At 62.0% G+C, this 15,107-nt stretch carries 13 protein-coding genes, 1 tRNA gene and 2 pseudogenes; 7 read left to right on the top strand and 9 right to left on the bottom strand.

Annotation, left to right across the window (positions count from 1 at the left end):
* Positions 1 to 78: 78 nt before the first annotated feature.
* The gene (locus AC0V7N_RS18420; RefSeq protein ID WP_475460114.1) at positions 79 to 1,485 is read left to right on the top strand and encodes an amidase; all 1,407 of its coding nucleotides are present in this window, start codon (positions 79 to 81) and stop codon (positions 1,483 to 1,485) included.
* A gap of 199 nt (positions 1,486 to 1,684) precedes the next feature.
* Positions 1,685 to 2,611 (top strand): quinone oxidoreductase family protein, encoded by a 927-nt coding sequence (locus AC0V7N_RS18425; protein WP_475460116.1) that lies wholly within the window; start codon positions 1,685 to 1,687, stop codon positions 2,609 to 2,611.
* A gap of 25 nt (positions 2,612 to 2,636) precedes the next feature.
* Here the strand turns inward: AC0V7N_RS18425 and AC0V7N_RS18430 are convergent.
* Together AC0V7N_RS18430 and AC0V7N_RS18435 are read right to left on the bottom strand one after the other, a co-directional pair.
* A pseudogene (locus AC0V7N_RS18430) lies at positions 2,637 to 2,921 on the bottom strand (aldo/keto reductase); the annotation flags it as partial.
* Between the two features lie 4 nt (positions 2,922 to 2,925).
* Positions 2,926 to 4,644 carry a putative bifunctional diguanylate cyclase/phosphodiesterase gene (locus tag AC0V7N_RS18435; protein WP_475460119.1) on the bottom strand — a complete coding sequence of 573 codons (1,719 nt, stop codon included), beginning with the start codon at positions 4,642 to 4,644 and terminating at the stop codon, positions 2,926 to 2,928.
* Positions 4,645 to 4,805: 161 nt separating this feature from the next.
* Here AC0V7N_RS18435 and AC0V7N_RS18440 point away from each other — a divergent pair, with 161 nt between their 5' ends.
* Complete coding sequence (locus tag AC0V7N_RS18440; protein ID WP_475460121.1) at positions 4,806 to 5,681, top strand: MEDS domain-containing protein; 876 nt, start codon at positions 4,806 to 4,808, stop codon at positions 5,679 to 5,681.
* A gap of 471 nt (positions 5,682 to 6,152) precedes the next feature.
* On the opposite strand, the gene AC0V7N_RS18445 is transcribed toward AC0V7N_RS18440, so the two are convergent.
* The 3 genes and pseudogenes from AC0V7N_RS18445 to AC0V7N_RS18455 all read right to left on the bottom strand — a co-directional run bounded on the left by AC0V7N_RS18445 (position 6,153) and on the right by AC0V7N_RS18455 (position 9,477).
* Positions 6,153 to 7,346, bottom strand: coding sequence for an IS91 family transposase (locus AC0V7N_RS18445; protein ID WP_475453809.1), 1,194 nt, complete (start codon positions 7,344 to 7,346; stop codon positions 6,153 to 6,155).
* Positions 7,347 to 7,349: 3 nt separating this feature from the next.
* Positions 7,350 to 8,258 (bottom strand): tyrosine-type recombinase/integrase, encoded by a 909-nt coding sequence (locus tag AC0V7N_RS18450; RefSeq protein ID WP_475454997.1) that lies wholly within the window; start codon positions 8,256 to 8,258, stop codon positions 7,350 to 7,352.
* A 218-nt stretch (positions 8,259 to 8,476) separates the two neighbouring features.
* Positions 8,477 to 9,477, bottom strand: a pseudogene (locus AC0V7N_RS18455) (aldo/keto reductase).
* Between the two features lie 247 nt (positions 9,478 to 9,724).
* Here AC0V7N_RS18455 and AC0V7N_RS18460 point away from each other — a divergent pair.
* Positions 9,725 to 10,375: a hypothetical protein gene (locus AC0V7N_RS18460; protein WP_475460126.1), complete on the top strand. Its 651-nt coding sequence runs from the start codon at positions 9,725 to 9,727 to the stop codon at positions 10,373 to 10,375.
* Positions 10,376 to 10,453: 78 nt separating this feature from the next.
* Here AC0V7N_RS18460 and AC0V7N_RS18465 read toward each other — a convergent pair whose 3' ends face one another.
* Positions 10,454 to 10,759: a hypothetical protein gene (locus tag AC0V7N_RS18465; protein WP_496627179.1), complete on the bottom strand. Its 306-nt coding sequence runs from the start codon at positions 10,757 to 10,759 to the stop codon at positions 10,454 to 10,456.
* A 272-nt stretch (positions 10,760 to 11,031) separates the two neighbouring features.
* Here AC0V7N_RS18465 and AC0V7N_RS18470 point away from each other — a divergent pair, with 272 nt between their 5' ends.
* A complete protein-coding gene (locus AC0V7N_RS18470; protein ID WP_475449911.1) occupies positions 11,032 to 11,271 on the top strand; it encodes a hypothetical protein in 240 nt (79 codons plus the stop codon).
* Positions 11,272 to 11,350: 79 nt separating this feature from the next.
* Positions 11,351 to 12,478: a PAS domain S-box protein gene (locus AC0V7N_RS18475; protein ID WP_496627180.1), complete on the top strand. Its 1,128-nt coding sequence runs from the start codon at positions 11,351 to 11,353 to the stop codon at positions 12,476 to 12,478.
* Between the two features lie 7 nt (positions 12,479 to 12,485).
* Here AC0V7N_RS18475 and AC0V7N_RS18480 read toward each other — a convergent pair whose 3' ends face one another.
* Entirely contained in the window at positions 12,486 to 12,692 is a 207-nt protein-coding gene (locus tag AC0V7N_RS18480; protein WP_475449913.1) for a hypothetical protein, read from the bottom strand.
* Positions 12,693 to 12,983: 291 nt separating this feature from the next.
* Here AC0V7N_RS18480 and AC0V7N_RS18485 point away from each other — a divergent pair, with 291 nt between their 5' ends.
* Positions 12,984 to 13,148 (top strand): hypothetical protein, encoded by a 165-nt coding sequence (locus tag AC0V7N_RS18485; RefSeq protein ID WP_475449914.1) that lies wholly within the window; start codon positions 12,984 to 12,986, stop codon positions 13,146 to 13,148.
* A gap of 1,051 nt (positions 13,149 to 14,199) precedes the next feature.
* Here the strand turns inward: AC0V7N_RS18485 and AC0V7N_RS18490 are convergent.
* Both AC0V7N_RS18490 and AC0V7N_RS18495 read right to left on the bottom strand, forming a co-directional pair.
* The gene (locus tag AC0V7N_RS18490; protein ID WP_475449915.1) at positions 14,200 to 14,391 is read right to left on the bottom strand and encodes a hypothetical protein; all 192 of its coding nucleotides are present in this window, start codon (positions 14,389 to 14,391) and stop codon (positions 14,200 to 14,202) included.
* 595 nt (positions 14,392 to 14,986) lie between these two features.
* A tRNA-Gln gene (locus tag AC0V7N_RS18495) sits at positions 14,987 to 15,060 on the bottom strand.
* Positions 15,061 to 15,107 lie beyond the last annotated feature (47 nt).

Here is a 15,107-nt window from a genome sequence, read left to right on the forward strand (position 1 = left end):
GAACTAAAGGCCCATCTTCGCCCTACCAAGTGGCAGGTAGTCTTGGCTGCAACAACCATACAACCAGGAGATGCAGGCGTGACAAAAGAGATCATTTTTTCAGACGCAACCAAGCTGGCCGAACTGATCCGCACCAAGGAGGTCTCGCCGGTCGAGGTCGTGCAGGCGCATCTGGATCGCATTGCGGCGGTGAACCCAAAGATCAACGCGATCGTCACACTCGCGGACGGTGCGCTCAAAGCCGCAAAGGCGGCGGAGGCAGCGGTGTTGGCGGGCGATGAACTCGGCCCACTGCACGGTGTCCCGTTCACGGTGAAAGACTCGATCGATACGGCTGATGTCGCGACCCAGCGCGGCTCGCCGATCTTCAAGGCGCGCGTTCCCGACGCCGACGCGACCAGCGTCGCGCGCATGAAAAAGGCGGGCGGCATCCTGCTGGCGAAGACCAACCTTCCCGAATTCTCCTACTGGATCGAGAGCGACAACCTGCTCACCGGCCGGTCGAACAACCCTTGGGACGTGACCCGCACTCCGGGCGGTTCGAGCGGCGGTGAATCGGCGGCGATCGCGGCGGGCATGTCGCCGATCGGTCTCGGCACCGATCTCGCCATCTCCATACGCGGCCCGGCGGCACAAACCGGTATCTCATCACTCAAGGCGACGCATGGCCGTGTGCCCATGACCGGCATCTGGCCGCGCGTGCCGCGTCGCTTCTGGCATGTCGGGCCGATGGCCCACTCAGTTCGCGACCTCGCGCTCGCCTTCTCGCAGTTGGTCGGGTCAGACGGCCAGGACGGATTTGCCACGAGTACCGTCGAGTTCGATGCCGGCATCGGCCGCCAGCCCTACCGCCAGCTGCGGGTGGGCTGGATGGTCGGTCCCGGCTTCGGGCCAGTCGACCCCGTGGTGACGGCGACCGTCAAGGCCGCGGCCGAGGCGCTGAAGGACATCGGCGTCTTCGTCGAGCAGGTGGGTATCCCGGCGCTGGAGCGCGATTTCGCCCTCGACGTGTTCAACCGCCTGCATGTGATGGAGATGAAGCCCGCGTTCGCGGAGGTGACAGCCGGCCACGAGAACGAAATGTACAAGATGTCCAAGACCATGCTCTCGCTGCTCGACACGTCGATGAAAGACTATATCGACGCCGAGCAGGCGGCCGAGCGGCTGCGCGACGGCTATGCCGACTACTTCTCGCGCTACGACGCGCTGATCACGCATGTGCTGCCGATCCCGGCCCACAAGCATGGCGTCGAGGAGTTCATCATCGACGGCCAGACCGTGGATGCCACCTACCTCCAGGGCGCGACCGTGCCGCTCAACGTCACCGGGTTGCCCGGTGTCGCGATGCGATTCGGCACGAGCAAGGAAGGGCTGCCGATCAATGTGCAGATCGTCGGCAAGTGGCAGGCGGAGTCCACGATCCTGCACGTGGCTTCGCTGCTGGAGGGCGTGAGCCCGGTCCGCAACCTGCACCCGGACATCTAGGCGTGTAACCCCGAGACGGCTGCACCCAGGAGTATCTTAATGTTGGGTGCGCACTCGGGGATCCACTCATCGTGCCCCTTCTCGGCTTGCGAAGTCGGCGGTCCGCGCGAAGCCAGTCCTGGATCGAACAAGAGTTGAAAAGGAGTCGATGATGAGTATCGCAATCCGCCTGAAGCAGACCGGGGGCCCGGATGTTTTAATGGTTGAGCCCATTACGGAGACGCGACCCGCTCAGGGCGAGGTCTGGATCGAACAGGAGGCGATCGGCGTCAACGTCCTTGACGTGACCCAACGCAACGGCTCCGTGCCGATCCCGCTGCCGAGCGGTCTGGGTCTGGAAGCGGCCGGTCGCGTTGCCGATATCGGACCCGACGTCGCCAACGTCGCGGTCGGAGATCGCGTCGCCTATATTCTCGGACCGATCGGCGGATATGCCAGCGGCCGTCTCTATCCGGCCGAACGTCTCGTCCGCCTGCCTGACGGACTGAGCGCCGACGATGCCGCAGCGATCCTGTTCAAGGGCGTCACAGCCCATTATCTGCTGCACAGCACTTATGCCGTCGGTCCCGGCACGGCCGTCCTGCTCTACGGAGCGGCGGGCGCCTTGGGCCAGATCATGGTTCCCTGGGCGAAGTCGCTGGGCGCCTTCGTCATCGGCGTGGTCTCGAAGGAGGCCAGCGTGGCACGGGCGCAGGCCCTCGGCTGTGATGCGGTCCTCATCTGGGGGGCCTGCGATCTCCCAGCCGAGGTCGCAAGGCTCACCGACGGGCAGAAGGCGCATGTGGTCTATGATGGGATCGGCAAGTTGACCTTCGCGGCCTCGCTGGACAGCCTGCGCCCGCGTGGCCTGATGGTCTCGTTCGGCGCGTCCAGTGGTTCGCCTGAGCCCGTCGCGGTAGGCATGCTGAACGCCAAGGGCTCGTTGTTCCTGACCCGCCCCGGGCTCGGCGCGCATGCTACCGACCTTGTTGAGTACCGCCAGCGCGCCGATGCGGTCTTCGGAGCAGTGAAAGCCGGCGTCATCAAGCCCGCGACCTGGAAGGTCTTTCCCCTGTCCGATGCAGCTGCTGCACATGCTGCCCTGGAAGGCGGCAAGTCGGCCGGAGCGATCCTGCTCAAGCCATGATGGATCGAGTTGATGCCCTGGTCGCCTACCGATCCACCATAGGCATGCCGCGCTCACCATAACGCGGGCCGGCGATTTTTCCTGGCGCGAGCGCTTCGTCCAGCGCGGCCATTTCGGTGGCGTCGAGTTTCAGCGATGCGGCGGCGATGTTCTCCTCCAGATATTTTCGCCGCTTGGTGCCGGGGATCGGCACGATGTCGACGGCGAAATCGCTGCCCTTGCCGAGCAGCCAGGCCAGCGCGATCTGGCCGGGCTTGACGCCTTTGGCCGTTGCGATGTCGCGCACCTTGGCGGCCGCTTCGACGCGCGAGCCCTTAAACCAGCGATTCAAATCCAGCAGCATTGACCGGTCGACCGAATAGAAATCCTTGCCCGAAATCGCAATCCATGTCGCGCAACAGCGTGCGTTCCACCTCTGTCTCTATCCCCTCGGCGACGACATGAAAGCCGAGTTCTCTGGAAATCCTGATGATCGACTCAATGATGACCCGCTTGGATCGGCTTTGTGCTAGCCCTTTGACAAAACCGCGATCGATCTTGATTTCTGTGAGGGGGAAATCTTCGAGATAGCGCAGATTGGCGTAACCGGTACCGAAATCGTCGATGGATAGGCCGACGCCCAGTTCGCGCAGATGTCTCATGATCGACAGCATTTCCGCGGAACTCTCGACCATCAAGCTCTCGGTGAGCTCTAGCTTGATCCATGCAGCATCAGCGCCGCTGGCCGTGAGCACGTCGGAGACAAATTTCGGCATGTCACGAAGCTTGAACTCAAGCGGCGAAACATTGAACGAGAAGACTATGGGCACTTGCCGGTCCCTGTTCACGCGCGCGGCAAAGTCCGCGACGGTGCGAAGACCACGGGCGCCAATGTCGAGGATGAGACCCGTGTCTTCGGCATGGCCCACGAACTTGTCCGGCGACTGAATCCCAAACAGGCCATGGTGCCATCGCAATAGGGCTTCAGCACCGACAATAGTTCCCGTGGAAAGGTCAACCTGCGGCTGGTAGTGAAAATCGAACTCGTCATGTTCCAGTGCCTGCTGCATTTCGCTGGTCATTCGCAGTCGGTTTCGGGCGCGCCTATCGTCCTCGGAGCTGAATGCGCAAACATCAAGGAACGCGGACGACTTCGACCGATGCAAAGCGGCACCGGCACGACGAACCAGCGTCATGGCGTCCATCGTTTGGTTGCCAACGACATAGCCCATCGCGAAACGTATCCTGATCGTTGCGCCGGCAACGAGATACCGAGGCGCCAGGGACTGCCGGATCATTTCAATTGTCGCTTGAGCCTCGTCGGCATGCCTAAGCGGCTGGGCGAGCGCAAACTCTTTGGATCCCGTGCGGCAGACCAGTGCCGCGCCAGTGTTGGTCAGGCGTCGGGCAATCTGCATCAGCACCTGGTCGCCAACATCATATCCGTAACCTTCGTTGATGTCATGGAAACGAGCCATGTCGATCTTGACAAGCAGGATCGGCCGCTCCCCGGTACGCAGCAGGATGTCTACGTCCTCGACGAAGGCATATCTGTTGAGCACACCGGTCAGCATGTCGGCGCGGGTGCTCTGGGCAATTTGAGCGGCAGCGGCCCTGCTCGCCGTCACGTCCCGGATCAGTCCGATATAGTGCGTCGGCTCGCCACCAGCGATGCTCATGGCCGCGAGACGGAGTTCGTTCCAGAACCAGCTACCATCCTTGCGGTAGTTCTTCAGCGTAACGGCAACATCCGCACGCCGGGCGATTGCGTCGCGCATGGACTGGATTTCGGGTTGAAGGCGATCGCTGCCTTGCAGGAAGCGGCAGTTTCTCCCTATCAGTTCGTCACTAGAATAGCCGGTGATATCCTGGAAAGCGCTGTTGACGTAGACGAGCGCCATACCCCTTTCACGCAGATCGCTGATGGCCACACCATCCCTCGATAGATCGGGCAACCGGGCCGCGATCGCTTCCGGCACGCTTGAGCGGCGCGGATTGGCGGCCGCGGTAGTGCGGATCAGACCGCCGAACCCGGCCTTGAAAATCTCTGTCATGTTGGGGCCACGGCTGATAGTCTCCGGAGATGCACGCCCCCATAAATGGCCAGCTATCGCGCACATTCTACTGGCACGATCAACAGGTTCCGTAACGGAATGGTCGACGTAGCGTGGGCCGCCGTCGGCCGCGACTGATTTAGTGGTTCAGTGAGGTACTCGTGCATCCGGAAAGCGGCATCGACATGAACGATGAGCCTGTCCACGCGACCCGCAAGTCCGGCATCCGCGTCATGGGCGAGATGTCCTGGGGCACACATATCTGCGTCTTCTACGAAGCGGAACAGGACCTGCTTGCCATAAACGCTTCCTATTTCGCGGCCGGCCTGGAGGACAACGAATTCTGCATCTGGGCGGTCTCCGATCCGATCGACGCAGAGACGGCGAAGGATGCACTCCGGCAATCCATCCCCGACATCGATGCACGCCTGATGGGCGGTCAGATGGAGTTGATCCCTGCTACGGACTGGTACCTTCCGGGCGGCGAGTTCGACATACAGCGCATCACCGGCGGCTGGCATGAGAAGCTGCGCGCGGCATTGGAAAGAGGCTATGCCGGGATCAGAATCAGCGGTAACGCATTCTGGATCGGGACCAGCCACTGGAAGGAGTTTTGCCAATATGAGCATGAACTCGACCGCTCACTGGCGGGTCAGAAGATGCTCGTGTTGTGCACTTATTCCCTGTCGAAAAGCAGGGCCGTGGATTTGCTTGATGTCGCGCGTGCACATCAATTCACCATCACCCGGCGAAAGGGGGAATGGGAATTTCTAGAGACGCCGGAGCTCCAGGCCGCCAAGCAGGAAATCAGGAAGCTGAATGGCGCACTGGATATCCTGGCGGACACTGGCCCCGCCGCTTTCACTGCCCGCGAGCGTATCGTACTCGCCCAAATCGTCAGGGGTTATTCGAGCAAGGAGATTGCACGATCCTTGGGAATTGCCCCGCGAACGGTCGAGTTCCACAGGGCTAATCTTCTCAAGAAAACCAATGCACGAAGCACGGTCCACCTCTTGCACATGGTTCTTGGCGAGTAGCACAAGTCCGGGGTTGCTCTTGCGATGGGAAGCTGGACCAGGGCAAGCGCTCAACGCGGCCTGCGAATGCTGTTCGCGCAGCGATGAAACAGCGCCATACGGTTCCGAGTAGCCTCTGCGGGTTGAACGTCCGCTATCACTTCTCGGCAGCCACAGGCTGCCGGGCTGCTACCGTGAAGAGTTTCGGGCGCCGGCAGGCGTACGAAAGTCCCCGAGGAAGGAACCCGCGGGCCACAGGCGATGGTTATGGGGATTTCGATTTTCGGCTGGTGTCGGCGATGGCGCGACCGCCGCTGGGAAGTGGCGGGTTTGATGCGGACGGACCGTTTCGCCTTTCAGTCACGCGGTATTGTCGGCTCGTCGCGCGGCCGGACGCGACCCGTTCGGCGTCGATAATGACCATGGACACGCGTGGGTCCGTTGCCGGAGGCTGAGTGCCTGCGGCTGAAGGCTGGAGCATGCCATGCCGGGTCATGGAGAGTTCTCCCGGTTCGTCGCCGTGGTGTCCGGCGGTCCGCGCGGCTGTCGCCACCGTTCGAACGTCTCGATGATGATCATGCTTCCGCCGCAGCACCGGCATGGCGGACGGAAATCAGTCGGTTCTACCGAGTTGTCGTCCTCCGACGGCGCAACGACGTTCAGCAGTTCGCGGGCGCGTGCGAGGCTGGTCTTGCGAGCGGAGCCGGCGAGCAGGCCGTAGTGCCGGATGCGGTGGAAGCCACGTGGCAGGATGTGGAGCAGGAATCGGCGGATGAACTCGTCGGTGGCGAGCGTCATGACCTGCTGCCGATCGGTGCCGTCACGACGATAGTCCTTGTAGCGGAACGTGACCCCTGCCTCATCGAACCGGATGAGGCGGCGGTTCGAGATCGCAACCCGGTGGGTATAGCGGGACAGATAGGCGAGCACCGCCTCCGGCCCGGCGAACGGCGCCTTGGCGTACACCACCCAGCGCTTCTTGCGGACCGGCGACAGGTGCCGCACGAATGCCTGCCGCGCGGACAGGTGCGCCATCGATCCGAAGAAGGCGAGCCGTCCTGCGTCGTGTAGCGCGACCAGCCGGGTGAGGAAGAGCCGTCGGAACAGCTTGCCGAGTACGCGCACCGGAAGCAGGAAGGCCGACCGAGAAGATATCCAGCGGCTTCCGTCCGGCGCGATGCCGCCGCCCGGCACGATCATGTGCAGGTGCGGATGGTGCGTCATCGCCGATCCCCAGGTGTGGAGCACCGCGGTGATACCGATGCGCCCGCCGAGGTGTCTTGGGTCGGCGGCGATAGTCAGCATCGTCTCCGCTGCCGCCTTGAACAGCAGGTCGTAGACGAGCGCCTTGTTCTGGTACGCGATGTCGGCGACCTCGGCGGGCAGCGTGAACACGACATGGAAGTAGCCGACCGGCAGCAGGTCGGCCTCGCGCTCGGCCAACCATGTCCGTGCCATCGCGCCCTGGCACTTCGGGCAGTGCCGGTTGCGGCAGGAGTTGTAGGCGATCCGCCATTGGCCGCAGTCCTCGCAAGCCTCGACGTGACCGCCAAGGGCTGCGGTGCGGCAATACTCGATCGCCGACATGACCTTGAGCTGGGCGAGGCTCAGGTGACCTGCATGGGCGGCCCGGTAAGCGGGTCCGGCAGCACGGAAGATGTCCGCGACCTCGATCGAGGCGCGCACGGCTCAGATGTCGGGCGAGACCTCTCCCGGCTTGAACAGCCCCAGTTTGTCGAGCGGGCTCGTCACGGCACGCACCGTCCGGGTCGCCACCTTCGCGTAAAGGGCGGTGTTGTTGAGCTTGGCATGCCCGAGCAGGACCTGGATGATCCGGATGTCGGTGCCGTCCTCCAGCAGGTGGGTGGCGAAGCTGTGGCGCAGCGTGTGCGGCCCGACCCGCTTGGCGATGTCGGCGGCCTGGGCCGCCTCGACGACTATGCGATAGAGCTGCCGCGTGCTGATCGGCTTCATCGCATGCTGTCCGGGGAACAGCCAGCCGTCGCGGTGCATCACGCCCTGCTGACGTCCGACCTTCCACCACTCCCGCAGAAGCGTGAGCAGGTCCTCCGAGAGCATGGCGTTGCGATAGCGCCCGCCCTTGCCACGCTCGACGCGCAGCAGCATGCGCTCGCTGTCGACGTCGGCAACCTTCAGCATCGACACCTCGGCGACCCGCAGGCCCGCGCCATAGGCGACTGACAATGCGGCCTGGTGCTTGAGACACGTGGTGGCGTTGAGCAGCCGGGCCACCTCGTCGCGGCTGAGCACCACGGGCAGGTTGCGCGGATGCGCCAGCCGGACAAGCCTGCGCGCCAGGTCCGGGCGGTCGAGCGTGTGGGTGAAGAAGAAGCGCAGCGCCGACACGATGCTGTTCATCGTTGGCACGGGAACGCCGTCCTCCTGCTGCTCGATCTGGAACCGGCGCAGGTCGTCGGCGGTAGCGGTGTCTGGTGAGCGCCCGAGGAATGTCGCCAGGCGTCCGATGTCGCGGAGATAGTTGCGCTGCGTCTCGCGTGAGAAGCGCCGCATGTTCATGTCGTCGATCAGCCGCCGGCGCAGCAGGCTGACGGGTCCATCGAGAACGGGGTGCTGCATGGTCAGGCTCCTTGTTGAAGAAGCCCGTCATGCTCTGCCCCGCCGGACGACGCTCAATGCAGGCGCGACGCCCGGCCTGTGCCCTCTACCTCAATCGCAGGCGCCCTCCCGCGCAGCGGGTTCGTTCTCCGGCCCAGATCGAGACGTCGAGAGCTTTGCGGCAAATGCTCGCTCTCGGCGCGCATCGCCCGTTCCGATGAATGGAACGAACCTGAGCGCTACCGATCCACCATCGCCATTCCACGCTCACCATAGCGTGGGCCAGCGATTTTCCCGGCGCCAGCGCTTCGTCCAGCGCGGCCATTTCGGCGGCGTCGAGTTTCAGCGCTGCGGCGGCGATGTTCTCCTCCAGATATTTTCGCCGCTTGGTGCCGGGGATCGGCACGATGTCGACGGCGAAATCGCTGCCTTTGCCGAGCAGCCAGGCCAGCGCGATCTGGCCGGGCTTGACGCCTTTGGCCACCGCGATGTCGCGCACCTTGGCGGCAGCCTCGACATTGGCGTCGTAGTTTTCGCCCTGATAGCGCGGGTCGTTGCGGCGGTAGTCGCTCTCGGGATAATCCTCGGCGCGCTTGACGTCGCCCGTGAGAAAGCCGCGGCCCAGCGGCGAGAACGGCACCAGGCCGATGCCGAGTTTTTGGAGCAGCGGGATGATCTCGGGCTCCAGATTGCGCTCCCACAGCGAATATTCGCTCTGCACGGCTGAGACCGGAAAGACGGCATGCGCCCGGCTTATGTTGGCGGCACCTGCCTCCGACAGACCGAAGAAGCGCACCTTGCCCTCGGCGACAAGCCTGCCGACCGCGCCGGCGACATCCTCCATCGGCACATCAGGGTCGACGCGATGCTGGTAGAGCAGGTCGATATGGTCGGTGGCGAGCCGGCCGAGCGAGGCTTCCACGACCTCGCGGATGTGTTGCGGCCGGCTGTCGACCCCGGCCTGCTTGTCGTTTTCGATGCGGAAGCCGAATTTGGTGGCGATCGTCACCTGGTCGCGCTTGCCCTTCAGCGCCCGGCCGAGCAGTCCCTCGTTGGTGTACGGACCATAGACTTCCGCCGTATCGAGGAAGGTACAGCCAAGCTCGATGGCGCGGTGCAGCGTGGCGATGGATTCGGCGTCGTCGGCCGGGCCGTAGGACTGGCTCATGCCCATGCAGCCAAGACCAATGGCCGAGACCTGCAGTCCCTGGCTGCCGAGTTTGCGTGTGGCGAGGGTCATGGCCGCGGTGCTCCGGTGGGGGTTTTGCCAAGACTATATAGAGCACTTGTTCAATTCACACAGACGTGCGGCGCCGCCTGATCCACGGAGGGCATGCGGCCTGCCCGCGCACGAGGCTGCGGCTGATATCTGATGGGATGCTGAGTCAAGGGTTTCGAAGGTAACCCAGCTTTGCTCCGATTCAGATTCAGCTATTCTCTCAAGAATAAATGTCTGACATGATGAATTGCCTGCTGGGGGGCAGAGAATGGACGTCTTCGTCAGCGTCGGGACGGGCTTAAGTCCAAAGCAGGAAGCTTTTGTCGAAGCACTCGAAGCACGACTGCGCGCGGTTGGGCTTACCCCTTGCTCGATTGGACGCAATACTTTCAGCGCAGATGCGCCGTTGCGTGCCGTTACCGAGTTGATGGACCGCAGCGCAGGGGCTGTCGTGGTCGCTCTCGAACGCTTTCGCTTCGTGGAAGGCATTGAGCGCCCGGGTTCGACTCAGGAGAAAACTCTTTCAGCGGTTAGTTTTCCCACCGCGTGGAATCAAATCGAAGCCGCAATGGCATATAGCCGTGGGCTGCCTTTGCTCGTCCTTGTCGATGATCGGCTACGAGTCGATGGGCTGCTTGAAAAAGGTTACGATTGGTACGTGCAGTATCTGAGTGTCGAGCCGGCATCGTTCGGGTCCCTGGAATTCACCGGTGTCCTTGAAAGCTGGCGAGGTCGCCTGAAGGTTAAACAGCAAAATGTGCAGGCTGCTGCGGTCGGGCAGGTCGAGCTCGATCCGTCCAACATGACTGTCGCAGAGATAGTGGGTGCTCTGAAACCCGCCCAACTGTGGACAGCCTTGGGTGTGGTCGCTGCAGCCCTTGTCGGTGCGTTCACCCTGGGAGCAAGGCTGTTTGGCTAGACCCCCACCTTGGTTTGGGTCTAGCGCCGCTTGAGCCGGTTGGCAGGACAATGCCCGCCTGACGGCACTGCTTTTTGACTATTGGATCGCGGCCGGCTGCGAAAAAACGAGGGGGCTGATCGCTGGTTCTTCACCATCGACAACGCCGTTTCCAGACAGTGCCAAGCCATTGCCCAAGGCGTCGAATTCGATTGCCGCGCCAAGCAGTTGGGCAGCCTGCAGCACCAGGTATTCAATGTCCTCGAGGGCGACGTTCTCGGCCAGATTCCTGACCCTGATCTGCTCGGCCGTCGCCGAGATGTTGACGATGCCTGCCGTCTTGAATGCCATTTCGACCGCTGAATGGACGTCGTCGCGCAGGCGCGTGGAGTATTCGTACCGCATCGAAACCTCCAAAGGGAACGGTTTTCTGTCCAGCTTGAAGCATGCGCCCCAGGCGTCGACCTGGCAAGTTAGATTTTCTAAATATCAAAATAAAATCAATTAGTTAGGATAGTTACAGGAATGTGCATCCGGCGTCTGATGCGCATCATGAGTTTGATGTGTGGAGCGCTCACTGGCCGGTCTTGACGTCTGATGAGCACTACCATAATTATAAGCCGAATGAGCTAGATACTAACTCACTGTATTTTTAGTCCTGAGCGAGGAGCGCGCACATGGCTGAACTGGAACGCCCGGAGCGACTGCAGATCATGCTTACCGCCGATGAGTTGGCGGCCCTTGAAAACTGGCGCTTCGAAAAGCGCATGCCAAGCCGCTCGGCCGCGGTCCGGGAGCTGTTGCGGCGCGGCCTGGCCTCGGATGGGTTCCTGATGGCCGAGCAGGGCGTCAAGTCGCAGGAGTTCGGTGTGCTGCCTGACGGTGAAGGCAAGACGAACGATCGGCCTTCGGAGTGAAGCCCGCGCTGGCCGTGACACGCGGCCTGTGCGAATTGCGTCCGGGAAAGATTGCCTTGATCCGCTTGCGCGCTACCTCATGCAAATGAGCGACATCGTGCCGGCGACAGCTGACATAGCACCAAGCAACCCGCAACAGACCGCGACCGCCGACGCACGCCTCGCGGCCATCGTCGATTCCTCTTTCGACGCCATCATCAGCAAGGATTTGACCAGCATCATCACCAGCTGGAACCTGGCGGCCGAACGCATGTTCGGCTACAGCGCCGAGGAGGCGGTGGGCCAGTCCATCCTCATGCTCATCCCCGATCACCTCAAGAGCGAGGAGACCGAGATCATCAGCAGGGTCCGCGGTGGTCATCGCGTGGCGAGCTATGAGACGACACGAAAGCGCAAGGACGGAACGCTCATTTCCGTCTCGCTGACGGTTTCGCCGATCAAGAACGCCCAGGGCGAGATCGTCGGCGCCTCGAAGATCGCCCGCGATATTTCCGCCGCCAAGGAGAGCGAGCGCCGCATCAGGCTCTTGATGCGGGAGGTCAACCATCGCGTCAAGAACCAGTTCGCCGTCATCCTGTCGATGGTCAGGGAGACGAGCAAGCGCTCGAGCGATCCGCGCGAATTCGAGGAACTGATCCGTGCCCGCATCATGGCGCTGTCGCGCTCGCACGATCTGCTTGTCACCTCGGAGTGGGCCGGCGCCAGCCTGTTCGACCTGATCCAGGAACATCTGAAGCCGTTCGGCCGCGACGAGCAGATCCTGCTCTCCGGCCCGGTGCTGACGCTGCAGTCGAATGCGGTGCAGAATCTCGGCATGGCTTTCCATGAGCTTGGCACCAACTCGTCCAAATATGGCGCGCTGGGCAGCGAAGACGGCCGGGTCGAGATCACCTGGACAATCGAGTCCGGCGCTCAGGGCACCGGTGCCCAGGGCTCCGGTGTTTCGGGCGGGCGGGAGTTCCAGCTGCTCTGGACCGAGACATCCACGCCGCGCCCCAGCGAAAGCAGCGACGACAGCGTGCGCAAGGGGTTCGGCACCGTCGTCCTGCAGCGTGTGGCGCCGCAGTCGCTGGGCGGCTCGGCCGAACTGGAGCGCTCGCCCGGCCATCTCAGCTGGCGCCTCAGCGCGCCGCTGGCATCGATCATCGTGCCGCAAGCCGGCGTCGACGCCGAGGACGGCACCTCCGCGCTGGGCTTCGGCATCTAGATTTCGACTAGAGGATGTTGGTCGTCACCTCGACGATGATGGCGGCGCCTTCCAACGTGCCGTCGGGGACATGCACGACACGTGAGACCCGGAGATCCTGCGGACTGCCGTCGACCGACAGCAAAACGCTTTCCCCGATCCGCGGCACCGCCTGGAAAATGGCGTCGGTGGCGTCCGGCCGGTTGTCGATGGATATGCGGCAGTTGACGGTCATGAATATCTCCTGTGTCTGGCCATGCCCCGATGGTCAACGCAGGGTCGATGAAATGGTTTCAGGAAGACCGGTTCAAAGCCCCCGGGAATGCCCGCAGGAGGGCTGCTCCTGCGCATAGGCTCGACCACGTTTGCCGCCTTCAAAGTTCGTGCAAAGGGGCGGCGGCCCGGCACAAGAAGCTGGTTGGACAAGGAGTGGGCCGTGCCCGGCCGGCCTGGGCGGCTGGCTGACAATTATATGCAAGTATGCTAATATATATGAAGCATGCAGACGAAGGAGGGAGGGCCGCCGATGACTGAAAAGCCGGCCACAACCTACGTCGTGAGCGTCTTTGAAAAGCCCACCTGGCGTACGGTCTTGACCACAAAGGACAAAACCAAGGCCTTGGCGCTGGCGAAAGAGATCGGCGACAAGGTGCGGGTCGATGAGATCACGCCGAAGCCAGAGAAGCGTTGAAACGCCCGCCAAGAATGAGCGCCGGAACATCAGGCGGCGCTGAAAGTTGATTTTGCGGCAGGGGTTCCAACGCCCCGGCAAGTCCCGCGATCCCTAGGGGCGCCCGCCGCCGCCGTGAATGGGGCGGCGGGTCTCTGCCCGCCCGCAAAGCCTGATCACCCTATATTCCAATTGGATAAAATAGCGGAACGTCCAATGGACGATACCGGAACCAAAGCGGTTACGTCAGACCTTTGTAGGAGGGCACCAAGACCTTGGTCCCCATAGGAAAAGCCCGCCACAGGAGCGACCTGCGGCGGGCTTTCTAAGTGGCTACATCCCTGAGGAATCGACCGCTTGTGGTTGTACTGTGAACCACATGACCGCCTTAGCCTATGGTGTGATCGCGGAAGCTAGGCTTAGGACTCGGAAGCTGCTGCCCGCGAATCAGTTCAGGCAAATTCGCGGGCGTTTATTCGATGGATCGTCGGGTCTTGCCGTGGTTTGGGCGGCTTGACGATTTCCCGCAACTTTGTGGATGACGGACTCGTAACTCAGTTGGTCGTTCTATTGTCCCTTGTACCTGGGCGGCCGGCTCGCCGAGATTTCGTTGGGGTTTTCTCGGCGGGCCATCAGGGGGCAAGGCCTCGCAGGCATCGATTTCATTCTCGAAGCAGAGCTTCACCAGCCACCACCGGTACGTGTCGCCCTACTGTGGCGGGCTTCAATCTTTGTGCAGGACGATGTACCGACTGCTCACGGCATCAGCCCCTTTGCCGCGTGTGACGACAACCGTCCTATAGCCGGCAGGCAGTGAGCCTGTTGCGGACCGGTCGACCGAACGGCACCGCCCGACCAGTTCCCCGTTGGGGGCGCCCGCGAGCCTGTCAGCCAATGCCAGATGGCATTCGTCAAGCGATGCAAAAATGGCGGGAGCCATGTCGATCGGCTTGCAGACGGACGGGGCGCCAGGGTTGCAAGAAAGCAGAACCATCACCGCGGAAGTTGCCAGACCCATTTTGAAGCTCCATCATCGACACGATCCGTTCCGATAGATGATCGCCGACCGGGTTCAACCAGTCCGAAGTCTTTGATTGCGGATGGCGGGATTGATCTCCACCAAGCTGTGTGTGGCCTCGACGAGACATCGCTGCGTGCTCAGCCTGGCGCGCCGCGCGACATTCTCGGCCACCATTTCTTCCGACTGTTCTATCGCAAGCTCGGTTCGTTTGAAGCGCTCGTTGGCGTGTTCCATGGTGTCCATGGGTTGTTAACACCTCGCAGGCGGATTCGTTCCGGCCCATCGATCACGCGGGCACGCTGTCTTTTTCACCGCTGACAAATAGAAGCCGAAAGCCAGGCTGCTACCCACGCGAAGGGTAGCGTAAGGCCAGGCTCGTCACGTTCGATGATCTCGACAAGCGCACCAAGGCAGCACAGCAGGCGATTGAGTTCCGCGACCTACTCGTCAGCGAGCGTGGTGGTGATGATCTCGGGGCGCTTCGTATCGTCTTCCTCTAGAAACTTTGGCCCGCCACCGTGAGGCGGCGGGTAATTATTTCGTCAATCGAGCTTTGAACTCAGATGGTAGCGCTTGCCCGGTGGTTGCCGATCCCAAGCCTTGTAAGCCACCGATGGACTTACCGTTCGGCGCGTACATGTTGCCGTCTCTAAGTGCGATTAATTGGCCATCAGTCGCCTGGTAGACATTCCATCTACAATTGAGGCTACGTGCACGCCTGACTCGCTATCGTAGATGTAGTCTTGCATGACCGTCAAATTCTCTGCCGTTCGCCAACGTTTATTAGACTGATATTCGACATTTCCCGCCGCTTTCCAACTAAGGTCTTGATTTTATTTGGTTCCCGCTCATGGGCTCGAACCACGATTCACGCCTTCAAAGGGCGCTGTCCTACCATTAGACGAAGCGGGAGAAGTGGGGACGGTTATGGAGCCGGCACGGCGTGCCGTCAATTCGGG

This window comes from Mesorhizobium kamtschaticum, from assembly GCF_056174585.1.

Coding starts and splice junctions, on each gene's coding strand:
- AC0V7N_RS18490 (WP_475449915.1), bottom strand. CDS start 14,391: ATGGACACCATGGAACACGCCAACGAGCGCTTCAAACGAACCGAGCTT.
- AC0V7N_RS18460 (WP_475460126.1), top strand. CDS start 9,725: ATGGACGTCTTCGTCAGCGTCGGGACGGGCTTAAGTCCAAAGCAGGAA.
- AC0V7N_RS18425 (WP_475460116.1), top strand. CDS start 1,685: ATGGTTGAGCCCATTACGGAGACGCGACCCGCTCAGGGCGAGGTCTGG.
- AC0V7N_RS18470 (WP_475449911.1), top strand. CDS start 11,032: ATGGCTGAACTGGAACGCCCGGAGCGACTGCAGATCATGCTTACCGCC.
- AC0V7N_RS18435 (WP_475460119.1), bottom strand. CDS start 4,644: ATGACAGAGATTTTCAAGGCCGGGTTCGGCGGTCTGATCCGCACTACC.
- AC0V7N_RS18485 (WP_475449914.1), top strand. CDS start 12,984: ATGACTGAAAAGCCGGCCACAACCTACGTCGTGAGCGTCTTTGAAAAG.
- AC0V7N_RS18475 (WP_496627180.1), top strand. CDS start 11,351: ATGCAAATGAGCGACATCGTGCCGGCGACAGCTGACATAGCACCAAGC.
- AC0V7N_RS18450 (WP_475454997.1), bottom strand. CDS start 8,258: ATGCAGCACCCCGTTCTCGATGGACCCGTCAGCCTGCTGCGCCGGCGG.
- AC0V7N_RS18465 (WP_496627179.1), bottom strand. CDS start 10,759: ATGCGGTACGAATACTCCACGCGCCTGCGCGACGACGTCCATTCAGCG.
- AC0V7N_RS18480 (WP_475449913.1), bottom strand. CDS start 12,692: ATGACCGTCAACTGCCGCATATCCATCGACAACCGGCCGGACGCCACC.